Annotated in this window: 18 protein-coding genes; 8 read left to right on the plus strand and 10 right to left on the minus strand. The window is 67.6% G+C overall.

Going from position 1 to position 25448, the window contains the following annotated elements; genetic code table 11:
- Positions 1-6: 6 nt before the first annotated feature.
- Positions 7-1359 carry an FIST signal transduction protein gene (locus ACIA5D_RS33490; RefSeq protein WP_396034379.1) on the minus strand — a complete coding sequence of 451 codons (1353 nt, stop codon included), beginning with the start codon at positions 1357-1359 and terminating at the stop codon, positions 7-9.
- A gap of 126 nt (positions 1360-1485) precedes the next feature.
- On the opposite strand from ACIA5D_RS33490, the gene ACIA5D_RS33495 reads away from it, so the two are divergent.
- Positions 1486-2265: an alpha/beta fold hydrolase gene (locus tag ACIA5D_RS33495; RefSeq protein WP_396034380.1), complete on the plus strand. Its 780-nt coding sequence runs from the start codon at positions 1486-1488 to the stop codon at positions 2263-2265.
- 13 nt (positions 2266-2278) lie between these two features.
- Here ACIA5D_RS33495 and ACIA5D_RS33500 read toward each other — a convergent pair whose 3' ends face one another.
- Positions 2279-2875 (minus strand): cation transporter, encoded by a 597-nt coding sequence (locus ACIA5D_RS33500; RefSeq protein ID WP_396034381.1) that lies wholly within the window; start codon positions 2873-2875, stop codon positions 2279-2281.
- Between the two features lie 225 nt (positions 2876-3100).
- Here ACIA5D_RS33500 and ACIA5D_RS33505 point away from each other — a divergent pair, with 225 nt between their 5' ends.
- The 3 genes from ACIA5D_RS33505 (at position 3101) to ACIA5D_RS33515 (ending at position 5491) form a co-directional block, all read left to right on the plus strand.
- Positions 3101-3769, plus strand: coding sequence for a haloacid dehalogenase type II (locus ACIA5D_RS33505; RefSeq protein ID WP_396034382.1), 669 nt, complete (start codon positions 3101-3103; stop codon positions 3767-3769).
- Between the two features lie 256 nt (positions 3770-4025).
- Entirely contained in the window at positions 4026-4616 is a 591-nt protein-coding gene (locus tag ACIA5D_RS33510; RefSeq protein WP_396034383.1) for a carboxymuconolactone decarboxylase family protein, read from the plus strand.
- On the plus strand, positions 4613-5491 hold the full coding sequence (locus tag ACIA5D_RS33515) for an RNA polymerase sigma-70 factor (RefSeq protein WP_396034384.1): 879 nt from the start codon (positions 4613-4615) through the stop codon (positions 5489-5491). The genes ACIA5D_RS33510 and ACIA5D_RS33515 overlap by 4 nt, the downstream gene beginning before the upstream one ends.
- Positions 5492-5590: 99 nt before the next feature.
- On the opposite strand, the gene ACIA5D_RS33520 is transcribed toward ACIA5D_RS33515, so the two are convergent.
- Positions 5591-6754 (minus strand): right-handed parallel beta-helix repeat-containing protein, encoded by a 1164-nt coding sequence (locus ACIA5D_RS33520; RefSeq protein WP_396034385.1) that lies wholly within the window; start codon positions 6752-6754, stop codon positions 5591-5593.
- Between the two features lie 392 nt (positions 6755-7146).
- Between ACIA5D_RS33520 and ACIA5D_RS33525 the strand changes: the two genes are divergently transcribed.
- Positions 7147-9132: a methyl-accepting chemotaxis protein gene (locus ACIA5D_RS33525; protein ID WP_396034386.1), complete on the plus strand. Its 1986-nt coding sequence runs from the start codon at positions 7147-7149 to the stop codon at positions 9130-9132.
- 54 nt (positions 9133-9186) lie between these two features.
- On the opposite strand, the gene ACIA5D_RS33530 is transcribed toward ACIA5D_RS33525, so the two are convergent.
- A complete protein-coding gene (locus ACIA5D_RS33530; protein WP_396034387.1) occupies positions 9187-11514 on the minus strand; it encodes a beta-L-arabinofuranosidase domain-containing protein in 2328 nt (775 codons plus the stop codon).
- A gap of 618 nt (positions 11515-12132) precedes the next feature.
- Between ACIA5D_RS33530 and ACIA5D_RS33535 the strand changes: the two genes are divergently transcribed.
- Positions 12133-13590 carry an arabinofuranosidase catalytic domain-containing protein gene (locus ACIA5D_RS33535; protein WP_396034388.1) on the plus strand — a complete coding sequence of 486 codons (1458 nt, stop codon included), beginning with the start codon at positions 12133-12135 and terminating at the stop codon, positions 13588-13590.
- Between the two features lie 125 nt (positions 13591-13715).
- Here the strand turns inward: ACIA5D_RS33535 and ACIA5D_RS33540 are convergent, their stop codons facing one another.
- The 4 genes from ACIA5D_RS33540 to ACIA5D_RS33555 are packed head-to-tail and all read right to left on the minus strand — an operon-like array spanning position 13716 to position 18452.
- Positions 13716-15419, minus strand: a complete 1704-nt coding sequence (locus ACIA5D_RS33540) for an amylo-alpha-1,6-glucosidase (RefSeq protein WP_396034389.1) — start codon at positions 15417-15419, stop codon at positions 13716-13718.
- Between the two features lie 26 nt (positions 15420-15445).
- On the minus strand, positions 15446-16255 hold the full coding sequence (locus tag ACIA5D_RS33545) for a carbohydrate ABC transporter permease (RefSeq protein WP_396034390.1): 810 nt from the start codon (positions 16253-16255) through the stop codon (positions 15446-15448).
- Positions 16252-17181: a carbohydrate ABC transporter permease gene (locus tag ACIA5D_RS33550; protein ID WP_396034414.1), complete on the minus strand. Its 930-nt coding sequence runs from the start codon at positions 17179-17181 to the stop codon at positions 16252-16254. Before ACIA5D_RS33550 ends, ACIA5D_RS33545 begins: the two co-directional genes overlap by 4 nt.
- Positions 17182-17186: 5 nt before the next feature.
- Positions 17187-18452: an extracellular solute-binding protein gene (locus ACIA5D_RS33555; protein WP_396034391.1), complete on the minus strand. Its 1266-nt coding sequence runs from the start codon at positions 18450-18452 to the stop codon at positions 17187-17189.
- A gap of 302 nt (positions 18453-18754) precedes the next feature.
- Between ACIA5D_RS33555 and ACIA5D_RS33560 the strand changes: the two genes are divergently transcribed.
- Positions 18755-19768: a LacI family DNA-binding transcriptional regulator gene (locus tag ACIA5D_RS33560; RefSeq protein ID WP_396034392.1), complete on the plus strand. Its 1014-nt coding sequence runs from the start codon at positions 18755-18757 to the stop codon at positions 19766-19768.
- Positions 19769-19896: 128 nt separating this feature from the next.
- Complete coding sequence (locus ACIA5D_RS33565) at positions 19897-21696, plus strand: ricin-type beta-trefoil lectin domain protein (RefSeq protein WP_396034393.1); 1800 nt, start codon at positions 19897-19899, stop codon at positions 21694-21696.
- Between the two features lie 140 nt (positions 21697-21836).
- Here the strand turns inward: ACIA5D_RS33565 and ACIA5D_RS33570 are convergent, their stop codons facing one another.
- Together ACIA5D_RS33570 and ACIA5D_RS33575 are read right to left on the minus strand one after the other, a co-directional pair.
- Positions 21837-23237 carry a non-reducing end alpha-L-arabinofuranosidase family hydrolase gene (locus tag ACIA5D_RS33570; RefSeq protein WP_396034394.1) on the minus strand — a complete coding sequence of 467 codons (1401 nt, stop codon included), beginning with the start codon at positions 23235-23237 and terminating at the stop codon, positions 21837-21839.
- A gap of 127 nt (positions 23238-23364) precedes the next feature.
- Entirely contained in the window at positions 23365-24996 is a 1632-nt protein-coding gene (locus ACIA5D_RS33575; protein ID WP_396034395.1) for a methyl-accepting chemotaxis protein, read from the minus strand.
- Positions 24997-25448 lie beyond the last annotated feature (452 nt).

Below are 25448 nucleotides of genomic sequence, written 5' to 3' on the forward strand. Positions count from 1 at the left end.
GTGCGATCAGCCGACGGCTAGTACGACGAGGGATTGGTGGTGCAGTCCGTTGACGCCACGAGTGCGGGCGATCTCACCCCACGTGTAGAAGCCGATGAAGGGCAGGTCGCCCGACTGGCCGAGCATCCGGCTGACCTCCTCGGCCACCCGGTCGCCGGTGGGAGTCTGGCTCAGGATGTCCTGCCGGATGCCGCAGTCGAAGGCGAGGAACCCCAACGCCGGCCGGCCGCCCAGCGCCTCGACGGCGGCGGGCCAGACGCGGTCGACCGCTTCGATGGTGCTGTCCGCGTCCGATTCCAGCGGCCAGACCATGCCACCCTCCGGGACGTCGCCGACGCACACCAGCGAACCTTCGTCAAGGTCGGCGTGTTCGGTGATGAAGCGAACCTCCTCCGTCGTGCGCCGCAGGACGCACAATGGCCGCAACCGGGAGAACGCGACGAACGCGCTCTTGTCGAGGTATGCCTCGGCCGGCGCGCCCAGTCGGTCCAGATAGGCGTGCAGCGCCGGCTTGTGGTCAAGCGTGTAGATGCGGCCCTTGCGACTGCGGGTCACCACCATGGGCTCCCCGACCTCCCGGAAACCGTGCCGCATCGCCACTCCGAACGGCCCGTCAGAACTGATCGCCGCGCCCACGACGGCGTCGGTGAGAACTTCGCCATCGTGCATATGAAAGGTGTTCGCAGTAGCGCCGTCGGCAAGAAGTGCCGTACCTGCGGCGCCGCCGGCCAGGGCCACACCGGCGCCCAGCATCTCGTAAACCCCGCCGATGATGTCGTCCTGGTCCTCGACAAGGCCGTCGGTCAACAGCAGCATCAGCTGGTTCGCGCCGTCCATCCCGGCGAAAGCCGAGCGGGCCACCTCGATGCCGCCTTCGCGCGGCGCCGTCCGGGTTCCGGTGGCGGCGCTGGTCCGTACCGTGAAGCCGGGACCGCCGAACACGGCAACCGCCACATGACCCATGGCGGGGCCTTCGACGCCTATCTCGGCACCGGAGGAACAGCCGATCAGCGGGATCCCGGCCGCGACCTCCTTGATGCCGGCGAGCACCGCGTACGGGTCCAGCCGGATCGAACAGAACACGACCAGCAGCCGAGGGTCAGGTCCCGCCAGTGCGCGAGACGCCGCGACCGCCCCAGCACGGTGCGGATCGGTCTCCGAGCTGATCCCGACATGGAACCAGCGGGTGCTCTGTGCTGCGTACGCATGGCGAAGATCGCTGTCATGTGTAGCCATCGACTCCCAACCCGATCGAGCGTAGGAGAACGAACCATACGTGGACCACAGGTCAACCGGTGGTCCTCCACCTCCTGGGGTTACCGCATCGTCGATCGAAACGTAAGCGCTCAGGCCTGTCAACGGTCCGCGACCTGATCAAGCTTGGCGGCGGTGACCTGCTGTACCGGCACGAGGTGTCGCCGGCTTCGCGCGCTCGCTCGCCACCTGCGGGCGTCACAACATGGCGAGCTCAGTCGTCCCTCTCACATGACACTCGCGTTCACCCGCCGCGGCGCCGGGGCGCCGCTGGTTCTGCTGCACGGCATCGGCTCCTGCCGTCAGGCATGGGATCCCGTCGTCGACGACCTCGCCGCGCGGTTCGACGTGCTCGCGGTCGACCTGCCCGGCTTCGGCGAGTCGCCGCCGCTGCCTGCGGAGGTCGAACCGAGCCCGGCCGCCATCGCATCGGCCGTGGCCGCCTTCCTCGACGCGCAGGGTGTGGTGACACCGCACGTGGCCGGCAACTCGCTCGGCGGCTGGGTCGCCCTCGAACTCGCCGCCCTCCGCCCGCTCCGGTCGCTGGCCCTGCTCTCCCCCGCAGGGCTGTGGCACGGCCGGACCCCGCTCTACAACCGGATCAGCCTGCGCACCACCCGGTGGCTCGCCAAGCACTTCACCGCCCCGGCGTGCCGTCTTGTCCGCTACCGGGCCGGGCGGGTCCTCCTCCTCGGCCAGACGCACGGGCAACCGTCCCGGATCTCCGCCGCTTACGCCCGCATGGCCGTTCGAGCGATGGCCGACGCGCCGGGATTCGACGCGACGATGACAGCCTCCGAGCCGCGCTGCTACCGGGCCGGCCCGCCGATCGAGGCTCCGGTCACCGTCGCCTTCGGGTCGCGTGACCGGCTCCTGCTTCCCAGCCAGTCCCGCCACCTCGGCGAACTGCCGCGCGAGACCCGCCTCGCACGACTGCCCGGCTGCGGGCACGTCCCGATGGCCGACGATCCGGGTGCTGTCGCCGCGCTGATCGTCGCCGCCACGACTTGACGACCAGGTGTGGTCAAGCGTGGGTGAAGATCTCCCGGACCTCGCGTAAGGCGTAGTAGACGAGCACATACCCGGCGAGCGGGTCGGCCCACCACCAGCCAAGCCCGGCATTGAGGGCCAAACCCGCCAGGACAGCCGTGGCGAGGAGACCATCGATGAGGGTGACACGACCCTCGGTTCGCAGGACACGATTGTCGAGTGCCCGGCCAGTTCGGGCTTTGCCTGCGGCGAGAGCGAACATGGCCAGGGCGGTTATCGCGGTCCAGGCGATGCCGGCGGGGCTGTGGTGCGGACGGAGGCCCGCCACCAGCGCGAAGGTGGATTGGACCACCAGGTAGAGCGCCAAAGCGGCGAACGCGGCCCCGATAAGACGCAGCGCGCGCCGCTGCCGATTTGCACTGGTGTCGGACAGCTCCCAGATGACGACGACGGACGCACCTACTTCAATGAGCGAGTCCAGCCCGAACCCGGCCAGGGCCACTGAGCGCGCGATCCACGCGTTGGCGCCGAGAACGAAGATGCCGACGATGTTCCAGCCAAGGGTGAGGTATTCCAGCAGGAAACCATGCCGGACCAGCGCTCTCGTGCGTTGCGGATCAGAGTCGGTCACGTGCCTAGTTTGAACGAACTTCGCCCGGGCGAACCGCGTCGCGGTGCCCGACGCCCGGGTCGGTGTGCTCGCCCGGGCCAGGATGCCGACAGTGGCCAGCCGGCAGAGCCCGCCGACGGTGGCGAGGCCGGCGGATCGAGAGCCAAGCCCTCGGCGGCGCGGCCGACGAGCCGCGGCGCCGATCGGAGAGAAGAATTGCCTGACCCTGAAGAAAGGAGGCCGGCCGTGGTGACCGTCATCGCGTTCGACGTCAACGAGACCCTGCTCGACCTGCGCGCCCTCGACGAGCCGTTCCGGGAGGTATTCGGCGATCCGGCCCTGCGTCCGCAATGGTTTGCCCAGATGCTGCAGCTGTCCTTCGTGGGCGGTCTCACCGGCGAGTACGTCGATTTCACCACCGCCCAGCACGCCGCCCTGCGGATGCTCGCCGACCGCACCGGCACCCCGCTGAGCGACGCCCAGGCCGCGACGATCGTCGACGGGATGACCGCCCTCCCGCCACATCCCGAGGTCCCGGCCGCCCTCGCCCGGCTGCGCGGCACCAGTCTCTCCCTGTCCGCCCTGACCAACTCGGTGCAGGCCGTCGCCGAGGCCCAGCTCGCGCACGCCGGCCTGCGCGACCTCTTCGACGCGGTCATCTCAGCCGACTCGGTGCGCCGGCTGAAGCCGGCGCCCGAGCCCTACCGCGTGGTCGCCGAGCGGTTCGGTGTCGGCATTTCCGGCGTACGGCTGGTGGCCGCGCACGCCTGGGACATCTCCGGTGCCCTGGCCGCCGGCTGCCGGGCCGCGCTGGTACGACGGCCCGGCGTGGTTCCCAGCCCGCTCGGCGCCCAGCCCGACATCGTCGGCCCGACCCTGACCGAAGTAGTCGATCAGATCTTGGCCGCGCTGTAGCGGGCCCAGGACCGGCGCCCGGCTCGATGCGCCGCACGACCGGGCGTATGACTGGACGGCAGGCGGGCCCTCAGCCCCGCAAGTCGCGCCGGCGATAAGCGACGGCCCCGGCAAGTCCGACCGTTGCCCGCACCGTTCGGACCGAGAAAGCCGAACACCTCACCCCGTTCGATGTCACATCCGCGGCCCGGCCGGTGTCTCCATGGCGTTGACGGCCTACCAGCCCGTCGGCGCAGCCATCGACGCAGGAGGAGACATGCAGCACACGACCCGCATCCCCCCGGCCGAGATCACCGGCGTCAAAGGAGCGCTGATCAAGCGGATGATCGAGAAGAAGCTGGGTAAGGTGCCGACGGCGGTTGGCGTCTACTGGCACAACCCCAAGGTGCTGTTCGCCAGCTTCGGCCTGGGCGGCAAGGTGCAGAAGTGGGATGCCTGCGACGAGGGCCTGAAGTCGTTCGCCCACATGGCGGTCGCGTCGCTGGTCGGCTGCACGTGGTGCCTGGACTTCAACTACTTCGAGACCCGCAACAAGGGCCTCGACGTGGAGAAGGCGCGCGAGATCCCGCGGTGGCGGGAGGCGGACGTCTTCACTGCGCTGGAACGCGACGTCCTTGAGTACGCCGAGGCGATGAGCCAGACACCGCCGACCGTGACCGACGAGCTGGTGGACCGGCTGCACGCCCAGCTGGGATCTGCCGCCGTGGTCGAGCTCACCTCGGTGATCGCATTCGCGAACATGAGCACACGCGGCAACGTGGCGCTCGGCATCGAGTCCGATGGTTTCGCCGCCGCGTGCGGCTTGAAGCCGCTGGCCCAGCGACCGGCAGTAGCGTCCGGGTCATGAGCGAGGACCCCTTCGTCGCCCACCGCAGCCTGCTGTTCACCGTCGCCTATGAGATGTTGAGCTCGGTCGCCGACGCCGAGGACGTGGTCCAGGAGACCTGGTTGCGGTGGGCAGCCTTGGTCGACGCCGAGCGCTGCGAGGTCCGGGACCCCCGGGCGTACCTCGTGCGGATCGTGACCCGGCTCTGCCTCAACCGGCTGCGCACGCTCGCGCGACAGCGCGAGGAATACGTGGGCGAGTGGCTGCCCGAGCCCGTGCTGACCAGCCCGGACGTCGCCGAGGACGTCGAGCTCGCCGAGAGCGTGTCGATCGCCATGCTGGCGGTACTCCAGACGCTGCTTCCGACGGAGCGCGCGGTCTTCGTGCTCCGCGAGGTCTTCGACGTGCCCTACGACGAGATCGCCGAAGCGCTGGACAAGTCGCCGGCGGCGGTGCGCCAGATCGCGACGCGGGCCCGCAAGCACGTGGCGGCGCGCCGGCCGCGGATGTCGGTGAGCCGCACCGAACAGCAGCAGGTGGTCGAGCGGTTCCTCGCCGCGCTCACCACCGGCGACGTGCCCGGCCTGCTCGAGGTGCTGGCTCCGGACGTGCTCGTCGTGGGCGACGGCGGCGGCCTGGCGCCGACAATCCCGAAGCCGGTACGCGGGGCCGCGAAGCTCGCCCCGGTGATGGCCCGGTTCGCCGAAGTCGCGCCCAGTGCCAGGACTTTCATCGTCGACCTCAACGGCGGCGTCGCGGCGCGCATCGACCCCGGCGGCGAAAATGACACGGCCGTGTCGTTCGTCATCGAGGACGGCCGGATCACCCAGGTCTACGCGATCCGCAACCCGCACAAGCTCGAACGGCTGGGCACGGTGGCTGAGCTACGACGGTGAATCGAGGCGTAGGCAGGAGTGCGCCGAGGCCTACGACCGCTGGGGGCCCACGGCCGGCAGGCCCTCGCCAGCCGTGCCGCGGGCCAATGACCCGAGCGGTCAGTAGGTGTTGTTCGCCGTGGTCAGCCTGGACTCGCCGGCCGGCAGCGCCGGGCAGCCCGCGGCGCCGGCCCAGGTCGCGCCTGCTGGATAGAGGTACCAGGTCGGCAGGTTGGCGCTGCTGCCGACCAGGTACGTGCCGAGGTCGTTGTTGGTGAACCGGTTGTGGTACGACGAGCACTCGCCGGCGTCCACGTTGACCTCCTCCAGGTAGTGCGCGGACGGCGGCGTCGACGAGCGGGGGAAGCCGTTCGCGCCGAACACGTTGGCGTCGAAGGTGTTGAAGTCGCTCCCGTCCCGCAGCTTCACGGGATCGCTGCTGACCCCGGTCACGTTGTTGCCGGTGAACGTGTTGCGCGAGCTCTTGTGGGTGATGTAGGTGGCATGGATGTAGCTGTTCTCGCTGTTGCGCAGGTTCACGAAGTGGTTGTTGGCGATCCGGTTGCCCGACGACTCGGTGAGCACGATCCCGCCGTACCCGCACCGGGGCCAGTCCGCGTCGCCGCAGAGTCCGCCGGTGTACGCGTTGCCCAGCGAGGTGAGGACCATGCCGAACACGGTGTTGCCGTCCAGGCCGCGCGCCGACGGCTGGCCCGGCCCGGAGGACGGGTTGTATCCGCCGCCGCAGGACCCGGCCGATCCGTCCAGCGAGATGCCGCCGCTCGAGTAGTACTGCGCCTGGAGGTAGTAGAACCGCAGGCCGGAAGTGCCGCCGGCGTTGAGCGCCCCGCCCGCGCAGGCGTAGAACCAGTACCCGGCGATGTACCGGTTGGAGCCGCTGGCCCGGGCGTTCTGGAACACCGGCCGCGCGGCGATCGAGTCGGCGCCCCCGCCGATCTCGTAATCGTCGGGCATGAACGAGATCGTGTGCCCGGGCCGGTACGTCTGCCAGATCGTCTGCTGGGCGACGTAGGTGCCGGCATGGATACGCACCTCGACGTCCTGGTCGGACGGGCCGGCCGCGACGAGCTGCTCGACGCGCTCGAGCGTCTTCACCGCCGCCGCCGGGGTGTTACCCGCGGCCGAGTCCGATCCGGACGCGTTCATGTAGATGGTCTGGATGCCCGCGGCGGCGGCCGGCGCGGCGGGCAGCAGGGCGGTCAGGCTGAGAACGGCGGCGGCCGCGGCGAACCGCACCACCTTCCGCGCGTTGTCTCGAGACATGGACTGAAGGCTATGGACCCGGCCGCGCCGGCGCAGCCCCGTGTTCTGGCAGACCGGCGCCGCGCTGCTGCCGCCCCGGTGCCTGCCGGCGCAATCTCATAGCCGTAAGTGTCTGTGCATTTCTCGCCGTACAAGATCGTTTAGACGTGTTGCGTGCCGCCGAAAGCAAACGGTTATTGACGTTCAAGAATCCCTCAGCGCTGTCGAAAACCTGCCGATGAGAATGGAGTGATGTGGCTGATTCTGGGCTTTCCTGGTGCTGCCAGGGAGCGGCTGGGTGGCCGCCGGGTGGCCGCGATGCGCCTCCTGCGGCCGGTCAACGGCCTGGCGTCACGGCCATCGCGCAGTAGTCCGATGCAACGGGCGAAGGCCAACCGGACCCGGAGGCTGTGATGCGATGGTGGCACGACGCGAGAGTCCAGACCAAGATCGTCCTGGGGCTGCTTGTCGCGTTGCTCGGGATGATCGGGTTCGCCGGCACACTCGTCCTGCAGCGGCAGCGTGAGCAGGCCTCCGCTGCTCAGATCGCCACGCTCTCGAGGTTGTCGACGGCGCTTGGTGGCGTCCTCCACGAGACACAGAGAGAACGAGGCCGTACCGCGCAGTTCACCAGTTCCCGAGGCGTTCGCTTCGGTACTGAACTCGCCGCTCAGCAGAGGACCACAGATGTTCGCCTCGGCGAACTGCGCTCGTTCATTACCGCGCACACCAGTGAGCTTCCCGCGAGCGTACGCGAGTCACTGAGCCGCCTGCCCGACGCCGCCGCGAAGATCACCGAATTGCGGTCGCAGACCGCGGCCCTGACGAAGCCTGCGCCGGCAATCATCGCCGACTACACGGCGCTCAACCGGATGCTGCTGGACATGATCGCCACCGCTGCCCGCGCGGTCGACAACGGCGCTGTTGCGGTTCGGGTCCAGGCCTATCTCGGTGTCGTCAGCGCCAAGGAGCAGGCCGGCCAGGAGCGGGCGCAGCTGGCCAGCGCCTTTACCGCGGACCGGTTCGCCGCCGGCCAACTGGCCAGGGTCGTATCGCTGATTGCCGCGCAGCAGGCGTACCTGACGGTCTTCACTCGAGCCGCCGATCCGGACACCCTGAAGACCTGGTCGGGCATGGCCGACAGCGTGGAATTCGCCCGGGTGGCTGCGCTTGAGAAACGCGCGACCGAGCGGCCGGGCGGCGGGTTCGGCGTCGATTCGGCCACCTGGTTCGACGCCGCGTCCGCCAAGATCGACAAGTACAAGGAGCTTGAGGACCACATTTCCGGTGCCGTCCATTCGGTCGCGACCAAGTCCGAGCAACAGGCCGGTGCGGCATCGCGTACCGCAATCCTGATCACCATCCTGGTCCTCGCCGTGGCTGTGGCCATCACGGCCGCCATCATCGTCTCGATCAATAGACCGCTGCGGCAGGTGACCGCGGTCGCGCAACAGATGGCGGTGGGTGACGTGTCTCAGGAGGTCACCTACCGGTCGGCCAACGAGCTGGGGCAGCTGGCCGACTCCTTCCGTAACCTGGGCGGCTACCTGCGACGGGCCGCAGACCAGGCGGCCGAACTGGCGGCAGGCAGACTTCACCACGCCGCTGGGACGCACGGGCACCAAGATCTCCTCGGCAACGCGATGCAGCAGACCATCGCCCAGTTACGAGAACTCGCCAGGGAGATCCAGGGTTCCGGGCAAAGGCTGTCCGGCTCGGCCCGGAGCCTGTCCGGAGTCAGCGCGACCCTGGTGGACAACTCCGAGCAGACAGCTGCGATGGCCGACTCGGCGTCGGCCGCCACGGAGGAGATGACCGCCAGCATCGCGGAGATCTCCCGCGGCCTGACCGACGCGAGCACCATCTCCCGGAATGCGGTCGGCCAGGCCGATCACGCCGGACGGGTTGTCGCGTCCCTGACCGAGGCCACCGGTGAGATCGGTGAAGTGGTCAGCCTGATCCAGGACATCGCCGCCCAGACCAACCTCCTGGCACTCAACGCCACCATCGAGGCCGCTCGGGCCGGCGAGTCCGGCAAGGGATTTGCCGTGGTCGCCGACGAGGTCAAACAGCTCGCCCAGCAGACCGCCCACGCCACCACGACCATCGTCGGCCAGGTCAGCAAGATCGCTGGTGGGGCTTCGGAGGCGGCGCGCGCAATGACCGAGATGAGCGACGTCGTGGGTCGCATCAGCGACATCGCCGGCACGATAAGCGGTGCCGTGGAGGAACAGACGGCGACCACCAGCGAAATCTCCCGCAACATCGCGGCCATGGCGTCCGCCGCCACAAGCAACACCGAAGCGACGACCGCCGCTGCCGGATCCGCGCAGGAACTCGCGACGATGGCGAGCACACTCACCACCCTGGTATCGCATTTCCGCATCGACAACGATTAATCAACGCGATAGCCCTGCCGTCCGACGGCCTACCCGAAGCCAAGCCCCGAACACTCAACTGACCTGAACCAGGCGCCAGTTGTTGTCGGCGCTGCCGTTGTCGGAGTCCTGGACGACCTGGGTGCCCCAGGTGGTGGAGCCGTTGAGGATGGCGAGGAGCTTGCCGCTGTTGACGTTGCGGATCTTGTAAGAGCCGTCGCTGTTGGCCACGAGGGTCCAGCGGTGGTCGGCAGTGCCGTTGTCGCTCCATTGCAGGACGCGGGCGTTGTCGGCGGTCGACATGTTCTCGACGCCGAGGACCTTTCCGCTGTTGGCGTTACGGAACCTGACGTCGGCGCCGTCGGTGACCCTGACCCAGTTGTGGTCGGCGGTGCCGGTGTCGCCCCAGGCCACGGCCAGGCCGCCGTCGGCGGTGGACATGTTCTGGACGCCGAGGACCAGGCCGGTGCCGACGTTGACCAGCTTGTACGTGCCGCTGCCGCTGGTGCCGCCGGTGTTCCAGTAGACGAGGTAGTTGAAGCCCTGGGCGTCGTGGAACGGGCCGATGTTCACCGTGGCGCCGTTCGCGGTCGCGGTGAACGCGAGGCTGCTGGTGCTGGTGCGGGTGATCGACGAGACGGTCAGCGACGGCGCCGCAGACACGGTGGTGTTGCCGTAGTTGCCGCACAGCACCGCCGGCCCGTACGTGATGGCCTGGATGTTGGTGTTGTCGTTGGCCGCCCGCATGGTCACGCTCATGGGCAGTCGCAGCGTGAGAATATCGCCGGCCGCCCAGGTGCGGGTGACGGTCGCGTAGCTGCCCGGTGTCGCGGTGACGTTCTGCACGGTGCCGTTGACGCTGATCACCGGGCTGGTGGTCCAGGACGGTATGCGCAGCCGGATGCTCCACGAGCCGCTCATGGTGCCGGACAGGGTCAGCGTGGTGGTGTCGCTGACCGGGTACGTCGTGGACTGGGTGACCGTGATCCCGCGCTGGGTCCAGGTGAGCACGGACGGCACGTACAGGTTCACCGTCAGCGTCGTGGCGTTGTAGAAGTAGATCGAGTCCGCCAGCTTGGTGTTGGTCTCGATGCCGGTGCCTTGGCAGCACCAGAAGCTGTTGTAGTCGGTGGACCAGGTGCCGCCGCCCCACGCCGGCCCGACGCCCCGCCGCCCGCCCGGTTTGAGCGGGGTGAAGTAGGTGATGTGGCCGTGGGAGTCGGCCGGGTTCTGCGCGCCGATGAGGTGGTTGAGCAGCGCCCGCTCGTAGAAGTCGAAGTAGTCGGTCCGGTTGGGGTCGAGCAGCCACAGCTCGCGGGTCAGCTTCAGCATGTTGTACGTGTTGCAGTGCTCGCAGGTGTCGTTGGTGAGATAGCCGGCGATCGCGTTCGGCGCCTTGAAGTACTCGCCCTGGCTGTTGCCCCCGATGACATACGTGTGGGCCGTCGTGACCATGTTCCAGACGTTGCCGGCGATGTCGCGGTAGCGGGTGGTGCCGGTGGCCTTGTACTCCCGCGCGGCGCCCACCCACTTCGGGAGATTGGTGTTCGCGTGCTTCCCATTGAGTTGGTCCTGGTTGGCGGCGAGCGGGTCGAAGATCGCGGCGTGGTCGAATCGTTGCGCGGCGCTGAGCCAGCGAGCGTCGCCGGTCTGCTGGTAGAGGTCGGTCAGCACGGCGTTCATGCCGCCGAACTCGGTGTTCAGGACCGTCTGCATCTGGCTGTAACTCAACCGGCCGGTGCGCCAGTCGACCCAGCCGGCGAAACTCAGCAGGACGTCCCGGGCCTGGGTGTTGCCGAGGTACCGCCAGACGTCGAGCAGCCCGGTCAAGGTCTTGTGGATGCAGTAGTACGACACGGCGACGGGCGTGCCCGCCTCGACAGCGCTGATATCGGACTCGGGGAAGCCAGACAGGTAACCGGTGTTGAACCCCGCGGCGCCGTTGTTCGCCTGACACTTGGCCAGCTCAGCGACCATGTAGTTGGCTTTGTCCCGGCATGTGGTATCACCCAGCACCGCGTACGCCTGAGCCCAGGCCGTCAGGAAGTGGCCCTGCATGTGACTGCGGAACGGGAAGTTGGGAGCGTCCCATCCGCCGTTCGCGGCGGCTCCGTTGGTGGACAGCTTGTGGTTGGCACGGAACACGTACAGCAGGCGATCGACATCGACGAACTTCAGGTAGTTCAGAGCGCGGGTCTGGTTGTCCATGAACCGGCCGGCCGACAGCTTGACCTGGCCCAGGTCGAATGGATATGCCGACACACCGATGTCCGGACGGGCGGGGGAAATCACGGCCGCGTCGGCCGGTTTCGCCAGGGAGACACCGGCGCCGCCGGTGGCGGAGGCGAGCGCGCCGACACCGGCGGCCTGCAGCAGGCTACGGCGACTCAGGGGTGGGGACATGGGGGAACTCCAACGCATCAGGGGGCGGGGATGCCGGCTCCAGGCTGGTGGTCGCGTACGTGCACGGCCCGGCCTGACAGCCGTGGGAGTAGTCGGTCGTTAGGTTAGCGTTAACAACCGCGTCTGGCATGTTACGGCAGTGCCGCCGGGACACTCAAGAAAACGCCGGGAAGGTGTTTCCGAGCAGCTGCCACCACTTCGATGTCGAACGATTGTTTGCGTAGGTCTTTGCAGGCAGCAGGCGTGCATCGTGCCTCATAGCGTTTTTTCAGCAGGAACTTTTTGACAATGACGGAAAACCGGATCGGGAAAACGGTTTCGCTGAGTTACGGCAACGCCAGTGCGAGAACCGCACCGCCATTCGCACTGATGGCTCCTGCCGAGCGCCGAAGGCGCCTGCGAAGTCCACGACCGGCCGTGCCCATACGGGAAATCACAGCATTGACTATTCCGTGAGGTGGGCGTAACAATCGATCAGCGTCGCTGGTTAACGTTCACAATGATCATGGTCCGCGCGGGGCGACGGCCAGGCCAGACCTGCAACTGAAGAGGACCTCCCCTCGCGGGCGTCCCGGGGACGCCGGCGTCCACAGCCCCAGACCGACAAGCGAGGTTCACATGCCGACCCTGCTCCATCGCCATCAGAGAAGGGCAGTGCTGGCCGCGATCGGCGTCGCGGTGCTGCTCGGCGGCGTGTTCGCCGCGATGGCGCCCGCCCAGGCCGCGACAACCGGGCCGTGCGACATCTACGCCTCAGGCGGTACGCCCTGCGTCGCCGCGCACAGCACGACCCGGGCCCTGTACGGCTCCTACAGCGGCCCGCTCTACCAGGTACGGCGAGCCTCCGACAACACGTACCGAAGCATCACGCCGACCAGCGCCGGCGGCTACGCCGACGCCGCCGGCCAGGACTCATTCTGCGCGGGCACGAGCTGCGTAATCAGCCGGATCTACGACCAGACCGGCCGGGGCAACGACCTCACCCAGGCGCCCGGCGGCGGGGCGGCCGGCGGCCCCGACAACCTCGCAGACGCCACCGCCGCCCCGATCACGATCAACGGGAACAAGGCTTACGGCGTCTACGTGGCCCCCGGCACCGGCTATCGCAACAACAGCACGAACGGCATCGCCACCGGCGACCAAGCCGAGGGCATGTACGCGATCTTCGACGGCACGCACTACAACGGCGGCTGCTGCTTCGACTACGGCAACGCCGAGACCAGCAGCAACGACACCGGAAACGGCCACATGGAGGCCATCTACTTCGGCAACATCAAGGTCTGGGGGTACGGCACGGGCAACGGGCCGTGGGTGATGGCCGACCTGGAGAACGGCCTGTTCTCCGGGGTGAACGCCGGTTACAACGCCAACGACCCCACCGTGAACAACCGCTTCCTGACCGCCATCGTGAAGGGCCAGCCCAACCAATGGGCCATCCGGGCCGGCAATGCGCAGTCCGGCAGCCTGTCCACGTATTACAGCGGTGCCCGGCCCAATGTGTCCGGCTACAACCCGATGCACAAGGAAGGCGCCATCATCCTGGGCATCGGCGGCGACAACAGCAAGGGCTCCGCGGGCACCTTCTATGAGGGTGTCATGACCTCCGGCTACCCGTCGGACGCGACGGAGAACTCGGTGCAGGCCAACATTGTGGCCGCCGGATACGGCACGTCGAGCGGCGGAGGCGGTAGCGGCAAGGAGATCGTCGGTGGGCAGTCGGGCCGGTGCGTCGACGTGCCGAACGCGTCGACCACCAACGGGACCCAGGCGCAGCTGTACGACTGCTGGGGCGGCAGTAACCAGCTCTGGACGTCGACCTCGAGCAAGCAGCTGACGGTGTACGGCAACAAGTGCCTGGACGCGAACGGCAAGGGAACCAGCAACGGCACGGCGGTCATCATCTGGGACTGCAACGGCCAGACCAATCAGCAGTGGAACGTCAACTCCAACGGCACGATCACCGTCGTGCAGTCCGGACTGTGCCTGGACGCGAACGGGGCGGGCACGGCCAACGGCACGCAGCTCATTTTGTGGTCGTGCAACGGCCAGTCCAACCAGCGGTGGAGTCTGCGTTAGACGAGCCACTCGGGCGGGTGCGGCGTGTCCTCACTCGCCCGAATCCGGTGGCGGTTGTGGCAGCGGCCGGAGCGATGACCGTCATGCCGGCAGAGGCGGGCGCCGGCTGGCCCGTTGACCGGGCATCACGTTCGCTGATGCTGCGCCGCGGCAAGGATGAGATATGCGGCGGCCGTCCAGGTGTACGCGCGGTCGCGGAGGCCGGCTCCGGTGTCTGCGTTGAAGTTCTCCGCGAAGCCGGAGGTCTCGCACAGCCGGCGGAAGCGGCTGCTGATGTCGTCGGCGAGGTCGATGTGGCCGGCGCGCCGGAGGCCGTCTTCGATCAGCAGGGTGGCGGGCGCCCAGATGGGTCCCCGCCAGTAGCCGTCCTCGGCGTACCGGTCGGAGCCGAGCGGCTCGGTCGCCAGTCCGTGCGGGGTCAGGTGTGCTTTGAGCGCGGCCACCAGGGACGTCCGGATCTCGGGCGGCAGGTCGTCGCCCAAGGCGACCGGCATGAGCGCGAGCAGGCTGGTGCTGTCGTGCATGGTGCCGGTCCGTGGGTCGCGTGCGAGGAATCGACTCCCGTCCCACAGCACCGACAGCAGCGCGGTCTGCATCTGTTCGGCGGTGTCGTGCCAGTGCACGGCGGCAGCGGCATCGCCGAGTTCGGCCGCGAGAGCACTGAGCTCGCGCAGCTGGATGATCAGGAAGGCGGCCAGATCGGCGGTTTCGAGTACCCGGCCGGCGTCGAAGGTGGTGGCGTTGTCCCAGCCGCTGTCGTTTCCGTGTTGGTAGTGCGGGAGCGGGTGGCCGGGCAAACGGCGCTGGGTGAGCCAGAAGGTGGTCCAGCGACTCAGCCGCTGGTATACCTCCGTCAGCTGATGCCGTTCGAGGGACTCGGGTAACTGCCGGCGCAGGCGGGCGAACGCCCAGCCATGAATGGGCGGCTTCACGAAGTTGTAGAGCACTTCGGAGTGCGTCACGGAATCCGGCAATGCGCCGGTCGGGTCCTGGTGATCGAACGGTATGTGGAATTGATGCCAGGCCAGCTCGGGATCTCCTGCGGCGAGAGCCAGGGCGTTGAAGCAGTGGTCCCAGCTCCAGACTTTGTCCATCCAGTGTTTGGACATCAGCACGGCGGGACGGGTGAGGAACCCGCCGGGTGCCACCGTGGCGGACCAGAGCACGTAGGTGGCGAGTTCCGCGGCCGGCGTCAGGGCGTTCCGCCACGGCGCCACCGTCTCCAGGTATTGGGCGAACGTGTCCTCCGACTGCTGGGCTACCTCGTCGAAGGTTGCCGAGGACTGGTACGGGTCGCGACTCGTCGCGTACTCCTCGATGGCCACCTCCCATGGTGCGCTGCCTGGCAGCTCCAGATGCCGATCGCGGGCGCCGAGCAGTTCGGTGCCGGCCGCCGTGATCGGGCTCCGGGTGAGCAGAGTGACCCGGTAGCGCCGTCCGGTTTCGTAGGAGGTGAAGACAAACGACTCGTCCCGCGGGTCGCGGAAGAGGTAGGTGCCGGAGAACGGCGTCAAAGCAGGTGCGGCGGCCCCGATGCGCAGACCCAGGCCGGTACCGCGCAACCGGATGGTGTCGGCGGTCTCGTAGACCAAGTCGATGGAGCCGTTCTGATGCGTCCAGCGCAGCCGTGCGGCCGAGGCCGTAACCGTCGCCTCGACTGGCCCGTCGGTGGACCGGGTCTCGAAGCGCAGGATCGGGTGCAATCCGTTACGGTGCGAAACCAGATGCATGTCGTCGGCGTACGTCTTCTCCGCGATGACCGGGGAGATGTCGAACCAGGATCCCGCAAAGCTGAAGGGAATTTCCTGTACGGAGAAGGTGGTGACCACAGATATGGATGCCTTTCGCGGGTGGTTCAATCTTTCACGGCGCCGGCTGTGACGCCGGCGGCCACGTAGCGCTGTGCCAGGATGAGCAGCAGCGTTGCGGGGATGGAGGCGATGACGGCGGTGGCCATGATCGCGTTCCATTGCTGGTTGTTGTTGCCGATGTAGTGGTAGATGCCGAGGGTGATGGGTTGGCGGGTGCCGCCGCCGTCGAGGGTGGTGGCGAAGATGAAGTCGGACCAGGCCCAGAGGAACGCGAACAGGCTGACGGTGACGATCGCGTTGCGGCTGACGGGCAGGACGACTGATCGGAAGGTTCGCCAGGTCCCGGCGCCGTCGATCTTCGCGGCGTTGAGGAGTTCGGCCGGGATGCCCGACATGAACGCGGTGAAGATCAGGACCCCGAAGGGTACGGCGATCGTGGAGTCGGCCAGGACGAGGCCGGCGGCGCTGTTGAGCACGCCGAGCTTGAGGTAGATGGCGTAGAAGCCCATCGCCATGATGATGCCGGGGATCATCTGGGCCATCAGCAGGACGAAGCTGAGCGCTCCGCCGCCGCGAGGCCGCAGCTTGGCCAGCGAGTAGCCGGCCGGCGCGGAGAGAGCCACGGTCAGCACAACGGTGCCGAGCCCGATCAGCAGGCTGGTGCCGAGATAGGGGCCCTGCTGGTCGAGTACGGCCCGGTAGCCCTCGAGGGTGCCATGCACCGGGAAGAGGTAGGGCGGGTCGTGCCGCATGTCGGTGTCCTTGGTGAAGGACACGTTGATCATCCAGTAGACCGGGAACAGCATGATCGCTGTCAGCGCCACCCCGACGAGGGTTTTCCATGAGCGGGTCATGACTGCTGCTGCCGCTGGATTCGGATGTAGAGCAGCCCGAAGATCAGCGCCATGATGATCAGCAGGTTACCGATCGCGGCGCCCGGCCCGAACTGGGGCAGCAGGTTGCCGAAGCTGAACCGGTAGGACCAGGTCGCGAACGTGGTGGACGAATCGGTCGGGCCGCCTTTCGTCATGATCCAGATGATGTCGAAGACCTTGAGGGTGTAGACCAGCCCGAGCAGCAGCGTGATCGCCGAAACCGGCCGCAGCAGCGGGAAGGTGACCCGCCAGAACCGCTGCCAGCCGCTCGCGCCGTCCAGCGCGGCTGCCTCGTAGATGTCCGACGGGATGGCCCGCAGCCCGCTGTAGAGCACCACCAGGTTGAACGGTATGCCGATCCAGATGTTCGCGATGATCACGCTGGTCAGCGCCCAGGTGGGCGAGGTGAGCCAGTTGACCGGATTGACGCCGACCGCCTGCAGCAGCGAGTTGACCACACCGGAGTCGCTGTTGAGCATCCACGACCAGGTGGAGGCCGACACGATCAGCGGCAGCAGCCACGGCACCAGGAACAATGCTCGCAGCGTGGTGGACAGCGGGAAATGGTTGACGAAGAACACCGCGAGCGCCATCCCGATGCTGAACTGGAAGATCAGTGATACGCCGGTGAACAGCACGGTGTGGGTCAGCGCCGGCCAGAATGTCGGGTTGTCGATGACGGCCCGGTAGTTGTCGAGCCCGCTGAACGGCGCCCCGCCTTGTACGAACGAGCGGACCGTGTACTTGTGCAGGCTCAGGTCGAGGTTGCGGTAGAGCGGGTACGCGTAGAACGCGACCAGGTAGATCACGACCGGGGCGAGGAATCCCCAGGCCGCCCACTGGCCGCTACGCCGGCGGGGCGCCCGCGCCGGGGCGGCGGAGGCCACCTCGGCGCGGGTCAGCACGTCGGTCACTTGGTGGCCGCGGCGGCGGCGGTCTGCGCCGCCGTCAGGGCTTGCTGCGGCTGCTTGCTGCCGGACAGCGCGGCCTGGAACGCCGTCCACAGCTGCTCGGAGATCTTCGGATACTTGGTGCCGAGGTTGTCGCTGGTGCGGCCCTTCGCCGCGCCGACCGCCTCGACCCACACCTTCAGCTCCGGGTTCGCCGCGACCTGCTTGGCCTGAACCGCCTCGGTGGCCGCCACGTACGACAGGGTCGTGTCCGTGGTGAGCGCGTTGCCCTCGTTCGTCAGACACTTGATGATCTTCTCGCTGGTGGCGTACCGGCCGGTGTCGTTCTGCACCGGAGCGGTCACGAACTCACCGCCGGTGGGGGCCGGGGCGGTCCCGCCGGCCTGCGAGGGGATCGCGATGATCCCGTACTCGAAACCGGTCTTCTTCGCGTTGGCCAGCTGCCACGTGCCGTTCTCACTGAACGCGAAGTCGCCGCTGGCGAACTCCTGCCAGCTCGTGGTCTGCGTGTTGTTGAGCACCGAGTTGGGCGCGTAGCCCTTCTTCAGCCAGTCGCTCCACAGCGTCAGCGACGCCACCCCCTGCGCCGAGTCGAGCTGGGTCAGCTGCGCACCCGAGCCCCAGAACCACGGCAAAAACTGGAACGAGCCCTCCTCGGTGCCGATCGCCGAGAACGTGATGCCCTTCTTCCCGGCCGCCTTCACCTTCGCCAACGCGGCGGTCAGACCCGCCCAGTCCTTGACCGTGGCCGGGTCGACCTTCGCCGCGTCCAGGACCTTCTTGTTGTAGTACAACGCCAGCGTGTTCGCGCCGATCGGGACGCCGTACGTCTTACCGTCGAGCTGCCCGGCCGCGAGCAGGTTCGGCTCGACCGCCGACGTGTCGATCTTGGTGTCATCCGTGGTGGTGAGCACACCCGCCTCGGCCAACGTCGACACAACCGGATTGTCGACGATCAGCACATCGGCAGAGTTGCCCTGCTGCGCGGCGAGCAACGCCTTGTTGGTGAGGTCGGTGGTGTCGTAGCCGGTGCGCTTGACCGTGACCCCGGCATCGGTACCGCACTTCTGCAGCAACTTCACCCAGTCGGAGGAGTCATCGAACTGCGGATACGGGTCCCAGATGTTGTACGTGCCGCCGCTTCCGGACGCGCCGGTCGAGGAGCCGTTGCTGTCATCGTGTGAGCAAGCCGTCGTGAGGCAGGCCAGCGTCACCGTCAGCACCGCACAGCCGAGGGCCCGGCGCCTGGTCATGGATGTCTTCATATGTGGTCGCTCCTCGTACGATGCGCCCATGGCGAACCGATTCGACGTATCGGTTCGCCGACCATAGGCTCACCGCGGGGACAGGGTCAAGACCGCTCTTGAGCGTCTTGGAAACCTTTTCTTCACAGTCGAGACACCCCGTTGACATCGGTGACGGTCGCTCTCTACGGTGATTGGAGCGAATCGGTTCGACAATTCCGCTCCCCTCCCCGGAGGCTGCTCAACCAGCGAAGGCGGCTGCTCGGCCGCTGACCAGCAGCATCGCCGTACAGTCTCGATACGTTCAGTCAGAGGAGGTGGAGATGAACATCGGGGAGATCGCACGCCGGGCCGGGGTGTCGCGCAGCACGGTGTCGTACGCGTTGAGTGGGCGCCGGTCGGTGAGCTCGGAGACCAAGCAGCGGATCCAGGCCGTGATCGACGAGATCGGCTATCGGCCCAACGCCGCCGCCCGCGCCCTGAAGGAGGGACGAACCCGTACCCTCGGGCTCGTCATCCCCCCGGCCAGCCTGCTGCTGACCGACATGCAGCTCGGCTTCGTCGCCAGCGTGGTCGAGGCCGCGGCCCGGGCGGATCTCGATGTGCTGCTGTCGCCGTCCGGCGGTGATCACGACCGGTCCTTCGAGCGCCTGATCTCCGGCCGCCGGGTCGACGGGGTCATCCTGATGGAGATCCGGCTCGAGGACGAGCGGGTCACCCGGCTGCAGCAGGCCGGGCTGCCGTTCGTCACCATCGGCCACACCGCGCACCCGTACGGCACCTGCTGGGTCGACGTCGACTACGCCACGCTCGTCGCTCGCTGCGTGCATCACCTGGCCGACCTCGGACACCGCACCGTCGCGTTGATCAACCGTTCCACCGAGCTCGTGGCTGCCGGTTACGGTCCGGCGCACCGGGCTCAGGCCGGCTTCGACGAGGCCATCAGCCAGCGTGGCCTGACCGGCATGAACCTGCCGTGCGCCGACGATCCGGCCGCCGGCGAGGAATGCATCGAGCTACTGCGTGAGCGTCACCCCGAGGTAACGGCCATCACCACGATCAACGAGGCCGCGCTGCCCGGGATTCAGCGCGGCCTCGAGCGGGCCCACGTCGCCGTACCGCGAGAGTTGTCCATCGCCGGGGTGGCCGCCCGCCACTGGGCGGAGGGCTTCCGCCCGCAATTGACCGCCGCCGACGTCCCCACCCTCGAGATGGGCACGCACGCCGTCGACCTGCTCCTCGAACGGATAGCCGCACCGGCCGGCGCACCCCGGCACCTGCTGCTCACCCCGCCCATCTCGCTGCGCGACAGCACCGGGCCCGCACCCGCCCGCTGACCCCATCCACCCTCCCCGGGACGAGCCGCCGGCTCGCCTCGCGATCCCTGCTGCCCTCGCCCGACGCACCCTCGGGCCCACCGCAACACCTCCTCGTCCCCATCATCGACTCGCCCCCGGAGACATCGATGCAGCAGAAGAGAAAACTCGGCCGGCTAGCCACGAGAGCCTCGATCGCGATCGGAATGGCCTTGGCGGCCGCCGTCCCGCTCACCGTGGCCGGCGAAAGCCAGGCGGCCGCCAGCGAGGCGCTGAGCGTCGACCTGGCATCCAACCGCGGAACAGCCACCGGAGTCGGCGAAGGCGTCCTGTACGGGATCAACCAGGACGCCACGCTGCCGGCGGACCAGTTCATCCAGCCGTTGAGGATCAACGCATTTCGTGGCGGCGGCTGGTTCTCCGGCGGCTGGATCAAGGACAACTACCAGTTCGGCTCGGCCACGCAGGCGGACATCACCTCGATCATCGCTCAGGCCCGGCGGTTGAACCAGGTCGGAGATCATCCGCAGTACCAGGTGCTGCTGAGCGATCTGTACGGGCTCAACGGCGGCCAGCCTTCGAACACCGTGTACCCGTGTGACAACGGCAACTGCTCGAACTGGGTGACGTTCATCGATTCCACCGTCGCCGCTCTGCAGGCCAGCGGTCTGTCGTTCGCGTACGACATCGACAACGAGCCGGACATCTCCGTCTTCTGGAAGGCCGGGGTCAACAGCACCCAGTACTTCCAGATGTGGGACACCGCCTACAAGGAGCTCCGCAAGGTCGCTCCGAACGCCAAGATCGTCGGCCCGTCGTTCGCGTACACCCCGCAGGCCCGGCCGTCGCAGTGGAGCACCTTCCTGACCCACGTCAAGTCCGCGGGAACCGTGCCGGACTGGATCGCCAACCACGACGAGGGCGACGTCGACGACCCGGTCACGGTGTCGCAGGCACTCAACAGCCAGCTGTCGGCCGCGGGCATCGCAGCGCGGCCGCTGTCGGCGAACGAGTACCAGCCCGCGGACCGGCAGACGGCCGGAGTCACCGCCTGGTACCTGGCCCGGTTCGCCCAGTCCGGATACACCAACGCCATGCGCGGCAACTGGGTGTGCTGCATGACGCCCAACCTCACCGGAATCCTCACCCAGACCAACGGGACCTGGGCCCCCAACGGCAACTGGTGGGCGATGCGGTCCTACGCCGACATGACCGGCACCCTCGTCAACACCTCCGGACAGGTCGGCAGCACCGCGATCTCCGCCTCGATCGACAGCACCAACAAACGGGCGGTCGCCATCGTCGGCGACAGCAACGGATACACCGGCAGCGCGACAGTGACCTTCAACGGGGTTTCGTCCAACACTTGGCTGGCCGGCAACGGCAGCGTCAACGTCGTGGTCGACCGCATACCTGACCAAGCCCCCCTCAACGCGCCGCAGGTGGTCCTCAACCAGACGATGACCGTCTCCGGCGGCGCCATCACGGTGCCGCTCACCTTCCAGGCATCGCACGACGCCTTCGCCATCTACCTGACCCCCAGTTCCTCCAGCGGTCAGCAAGGCGTGGAGCTGGTCGGCGGCCAGTCCGGCCGATGCGTCGACGTCCCCAACGGCGCGACGGCCAACGGCACGCAGACCCAGCTGTACGACTGCTCGGGCGGGTCATCGCAGCGGTGGACCTACACCTCGAGCAAGCAACTGCAGGTGTACGGCAACAAGTGCCTCGACGCCAACGGCCAGGGCACCAGCAACGGCACCGCGGTCATCATCTGGGACTGCAACGGGCAGGCCAACCAGCAGTGGAACCTCAACTCCAACGGCACCATCACCGGCGGGCAGTCCGGCCTGTGCCTGGACGCCAACGGCGCCGCGACGGCCAACGGCACGAAACTGATCCTCTGGACCTGCAACGGCGGCTCCAACCAGCAGTGGAGCAGGCGCACCTGAACTCTGGGTTCGCTGCGCGACTCGGGTGGGCTCGGCCTCGCGCCGAGCCCACCCGTCGGGGTCGCACAGGTAGACGTAGAAGGCGTTCGAGACGCCGTGCCGGCCGGGCCCGCGTTCGAGCTGGACCTGCGTCACGCCCTTCAGCGCTGCAGGGTGAGCACGGCCGGTCGCCAGGGCAGGAGGTTGTAGCTGGTGCCGTCGGAGCCGGGGTCACGTCCCTGGTAGAGCAACTGCAGGTTGCACGGGTCGATGGTCTTCGTCTGGTCGGAGTTGGCGCGAACCAGATCGCCGTGGCTGATGTCGTTGGTCCAGGTGGCGCCGCTGTTGGCCTTGCCGGCGAACGGGCTGCTCTCGGACGCGGCCTGCGGTGTCCACGAGCCGCCCAGGCTGGACGCCGTGAACGACCGGAAGAAGCGCCCGTTCGCGCCCATCGCCTCGACCAGCATGAGGTATTGGTTCTGTCCCTGGACCTTGTAGACCTCAACCGCTTCGAACAGATTGGCCGTGGTGTCGCTCATGACCACCGTCGATGCGGTACCGAAATCGCCGGGGAAGTTCCCGATGGGCATACTGGCCCGGTAGATCTTCCCGTTGTCCCCGGCGAAGAACAGGTACATGTTCGTACCGTCACCGATGAGTGTCTGATCGAGCGGGGAAGAGCCGGCGATGCTTCCGGAGAAGAGCGGCTGGTTCGCTGACCATCCATTCGCGTTGGTGGGGTCGCTGGAGGTCTTGTAGAAGAAGGGTGTCGCACCCCACTGGCCGGCCAGCACCCAGATGTTCTTCGGGGCGAAGTAGAACAGCGTCGGCGCGACGGCAGAGGATGACATCGTGTTCTGGCCGGCCGAGGCCATGTCCGACCAGTTGGTGAACAAGCCGAAGTTCATCGACCCGTACGATCCTGCGGTGTCGGTCGTCGACGCGTAGACCAGGTGCTTGCCGTTGTAGACGACGTCGGTGAAGTCCTTGAGCCCGACCCAGCCCGCCTTCGGGGTCGCCAGCGGGCCCGTCGACGTCCAGCGGTAGCTCGAGGGAAGCGTGCAGGTGCCGGTCGGCGGCGCGCTGGTCGGTGGTGTGGTCGGCGCGGTGGTGGGGGCCGTCGTCGGCGCTGTCGTCGGGGTCGTGCTGCCGGTGCACGGCACGCCGTTGAGGGCGAAACCCGCCGGCGCCGGGTTGCTGCCCGTCCACGAGCCGTTGAAGCCGAACGACGCCGTCCCATTGGTGGCGACCGAGCCGTTGTAGCTCACGTTCTTCGCCGTCACCGCGGAACCGCTCTGCGTCAACGAAGTGTTCCAGGCTTGCGTCACCGTCTGCCCGGCGGCGAACGACCACGTCAACGTCCAACCGGTCAACGGATCACCGAGATTGGTGATCGACACGTTGGCACCGAACCCGCCCTGCCACTGCGACGACACCACATAGTTCAGCGAACAGCCCGCGGTTGCGGCGCCGGCCGGCAAGGCCACGAGCACCGTCGCCGACGTCAGCGCCAGAATACCGGCCGACACCAGGCCAACATTGGTCGCTCTGAATCTCGCCATGGCGGTCCTCCCGGCGCGGATGGCGGCTTATACATTGACGGTGGTCACTGTCGGTGAACGTTAACAGCCGCGTCAGGCATGTTACGGGAGCGCTCCCAAATCGCCAACTCGACGAGCTCGCCGGCGGTCAGATGCGGAAGGTGGCGACGAGGCTGCTGAGTTCGGTGGACATGCGGGCGATTTCGGTGGTGGCCTGCTGGGTTTCGGTGACGCCTTGGCTGGTCATCCGGGCGGCCTCGGCGACGCCGGTGATGTTCTGGGCGATCTCGCCGGCGCCGCCGGCTGCTTCGCTGACGCTGCGGTTCATCTCCGCGGTGGTGGCGGTCTGTTCCTCCACGGCGGAGGCGATGGTGGTCTGGAACTCGCTGATCCGTTCGATGACGATCGAGATTTCCTCGATGGCGGCGACCGCGCCGCTGGTGTCGGCCTGGATCGCCTGGACCCGGCGGGAGATGTCCTCGGTGGCCCGGGCGGTCTCCTGGGCGAGGTCTTTGACCTCGGAGGCGACCACTGCGAAACCCTTGCCCATCTCGCCGGCGCGAGCGGCCTCGATGGTGGCGTTCAGCGCCAGCAGGTTGGTCTGCTCGGCGATCGCGGTGATCACTTTGATGACGTTGCCGATCTCGGCGGAGGAGTCGCCGAGTTTGCTCATGGTGGCCGCGGTGGTGGCGGTAATGGTGACCGCCTCCGAGGCGACCCGGGCAGCCTCGGCGGCGTTCTGGGAGATCTCCCGGATCGAGGCACCCATCTCCTCGCTGCCCGAGGAGACCGTGTCGACGCTGCGGGAAACCTGTTCGGCGGCGGCCGACACGGCCAGCGCCTGGGTCGAGGTCTCTTCCGCCGACGCGGCGATGTTGGCGGCGGTGCCGCTCATCTGCTCGGAGGCACCGGCCAGCGAGGTGGCGGACCCCTCGATCGTGGCGATCGTCTGCCGCAGCCGCGTCAGCGCGGTGTCCAGGGCGCGGCCCATCCGGCCGGGCTCGTCGCCGGTGTCCAGGCCGGTGCTGCGGGTCAGGTCGCCGTCGGCGAGCCCGTCACACACGTAGGTGACCTTCGTCAGCGACTGCACTATCTTGCGGGCGACGATGACGCCGATCGCCAGGGCGAGGACGAGCCCGACGGTCAGGGTGACGATCGAGGTGATCCGACTGGAGTCGTAACCCGATTTGGCCGCGGCGGCGTTCTTCGCCGCGTCCGCGGTCTCCATGTCGTCCATAGCGGTGAGCTGGTCGAACAGTCTCGTCAGGATCGGCAGCGCCTCACGGTCACGGATCGCGGCCCATTCGGTCAGCGCGCTGCGGTTGCCGGCCGGGATCAGTTTGTTCGTCGCGATGTCGGCGTAGGCATCCCAGTCGGTCTGCAACTGGTCGATCATGGCGGCGCCCGACGCCGGGCCACTATCGCGGTAGGCGGCTATCGTGGTGGTGAACGATTGCAGATCAGCGGCGAACGCGTCAGCGAACCTCTTGGTCGAGGCCGCGTCGACCGACAGCGCCTGGTTCGCGGTATCCACCCGAGCCTTCAACACGACGGCATTCAGCCGCCCCACCTCTTTGATGCTCGCGACATTGCTGCTGTAGATCAACTGGGCCGAGTCGCTGGCGCCGGCAAGTGACATCAGCCCGAGAACCCCGACGATCAACGCGACCAGGGCAGCAGTTCCGACCGCGGCGAGAACCTTGACCCTGACGCCCAGATCAGCAAACGACCGCCGCCGGGACACGGCACCGGCACCGGCGGAAAGGGACATCACAGCCATAGCGCTCCTCTTCCAGATGGGAAAGATCAGAGTTCTTTCCCCGGCGGCCTCTGCGCACCTCACCTCACTATGTGAGCGCCCGGCCGTGCCGTGTTCCTATTTCGCCGGATTCACCTACCATCGACGAAAAGTCCGATGCTGACCGCGGATGCGGCCTACCGTGGGGTGCAGCGGCCACCGAGGCGAAGACCACGTAGTCACAGCCCGATCAGAGATCAGGATGGCCGCACATAGCGAATGCGTCCGATCGCTCGGGTTCAACGCGACCAATTCGTATCGCCATTTCTAGAGACAATGCCGGCCACCGGGCCGCATCCGACCCAGATGTCATCTTCGGGGCCGGATCTCTCCCTTCGGCAGATGCGGAATGCTACTTGAAAAGTGTTATGCGGCCGCCCTGCCGAAAGTCGGCGGGCGACGTTGGCATGTGACCAGCATTCACGTCTTGACAC

The organism is Actinoplanes sp. NPDC051513 (assembly GCF_044454685.1).
Classification (GTDB): domain Bacteria; phylum Actinomycetota; class Actinomycetes; order Mycobacteriales; family Micromonosporaceae; genus Actinoplanes.

Coding starts and splice junctions, on each gene's coding strand:
- ACIA5D_RS33520 (WP_396034385.1), bottom strand. CDS start 6,754: ATGTCTCGAGACAACGCGCGGAAGGTGGTGCGGTTCGCCGCGGCCGCC.
- ACIA5D_RS33525 (WP_396034386.1), top strand. CDS start 7,147: ATGCGATGGTGGCACGACGCGAGAGTCCAGACCAAGATCGTCCTGGGG.
- ACIA5D_RS33555 (WP_396034391.1), bottom strand. CDS start 18,452: ATGAAGACATCCATGACCAGGCGCCGGGCCCTCGGCTGTGCGGTGCTG.
- ACIA5D_RS33515 (WP_396034384.1), top strand. CDS start 4,613: ATGAGCGAGGACCCCTTCGTCGCCCACCGCAGCCTGCTGTTCACCGTC.
- ACIA5D_RS33565 (WP_396034393.1), top strand. CDS start 19,897: ATGCAGCAGAAGAGAAAACTCGGCCGGCTAGCCACGAGAGCCTCGATC.
- ACIA5D_RS33545 (WP_396034390.1), bottom strand. CDS start 16,255: ATGACCCGCTCATGGAAAACCCTCGTCGGGGTGGCGCTGACAGCGATC.
- ACIA5D_RS33495 (WP_396034380.1), top strand. CDS start 1,486: ATGACACTCGCGTTCACCCGCCGCGGCGCCGGGGCGCCGCTGGTTCTG.
- ACIA5D_RS33510 (WP_396034383.1), top strand. CDS start 4,026: ATGCAGCACACGACCCGCATCCCCCCGGCCGAGATCACCGGCGTCAAA.
- ACIA5D_RS33575 (WP_396034395.1), bottom strand. CDS start 24,996: ATGGCTGTGATGTCCCTTTCCGCCGGTGCCGGTGCCGTGTCCCGGCGG.
- ACIA5D_RS33535 (WP_396034388.1), top strand. CDS start 12,133: ATGCCGACCCTGCTCCATCGCCATCAGAGAAGGGCAGTGCTGGCCGCG.
- ACIA5D_RS33570 (WP_396034394.1), bottom strand. CDS start 23,237: ATGGCGAGATTCAGAGCGACCAATGTTGGCCTGGTGTCGGCCGGTATT.
- ACIA5D_RS33560 (WP_396034392.1), top strand. CDS start 18,755: ATGAACATCGGGGAGATCGCACGCCGGGCCGGGGTGTCGCGCAGCACG.
- ACIA5D_RS33530 (WP_396034387.1), bottom strand. CDS start 11,514: ATGTCCCCACCCCTGAGTCGCCGTAGCCTGCTGCAGGCCGCCGGTGTC.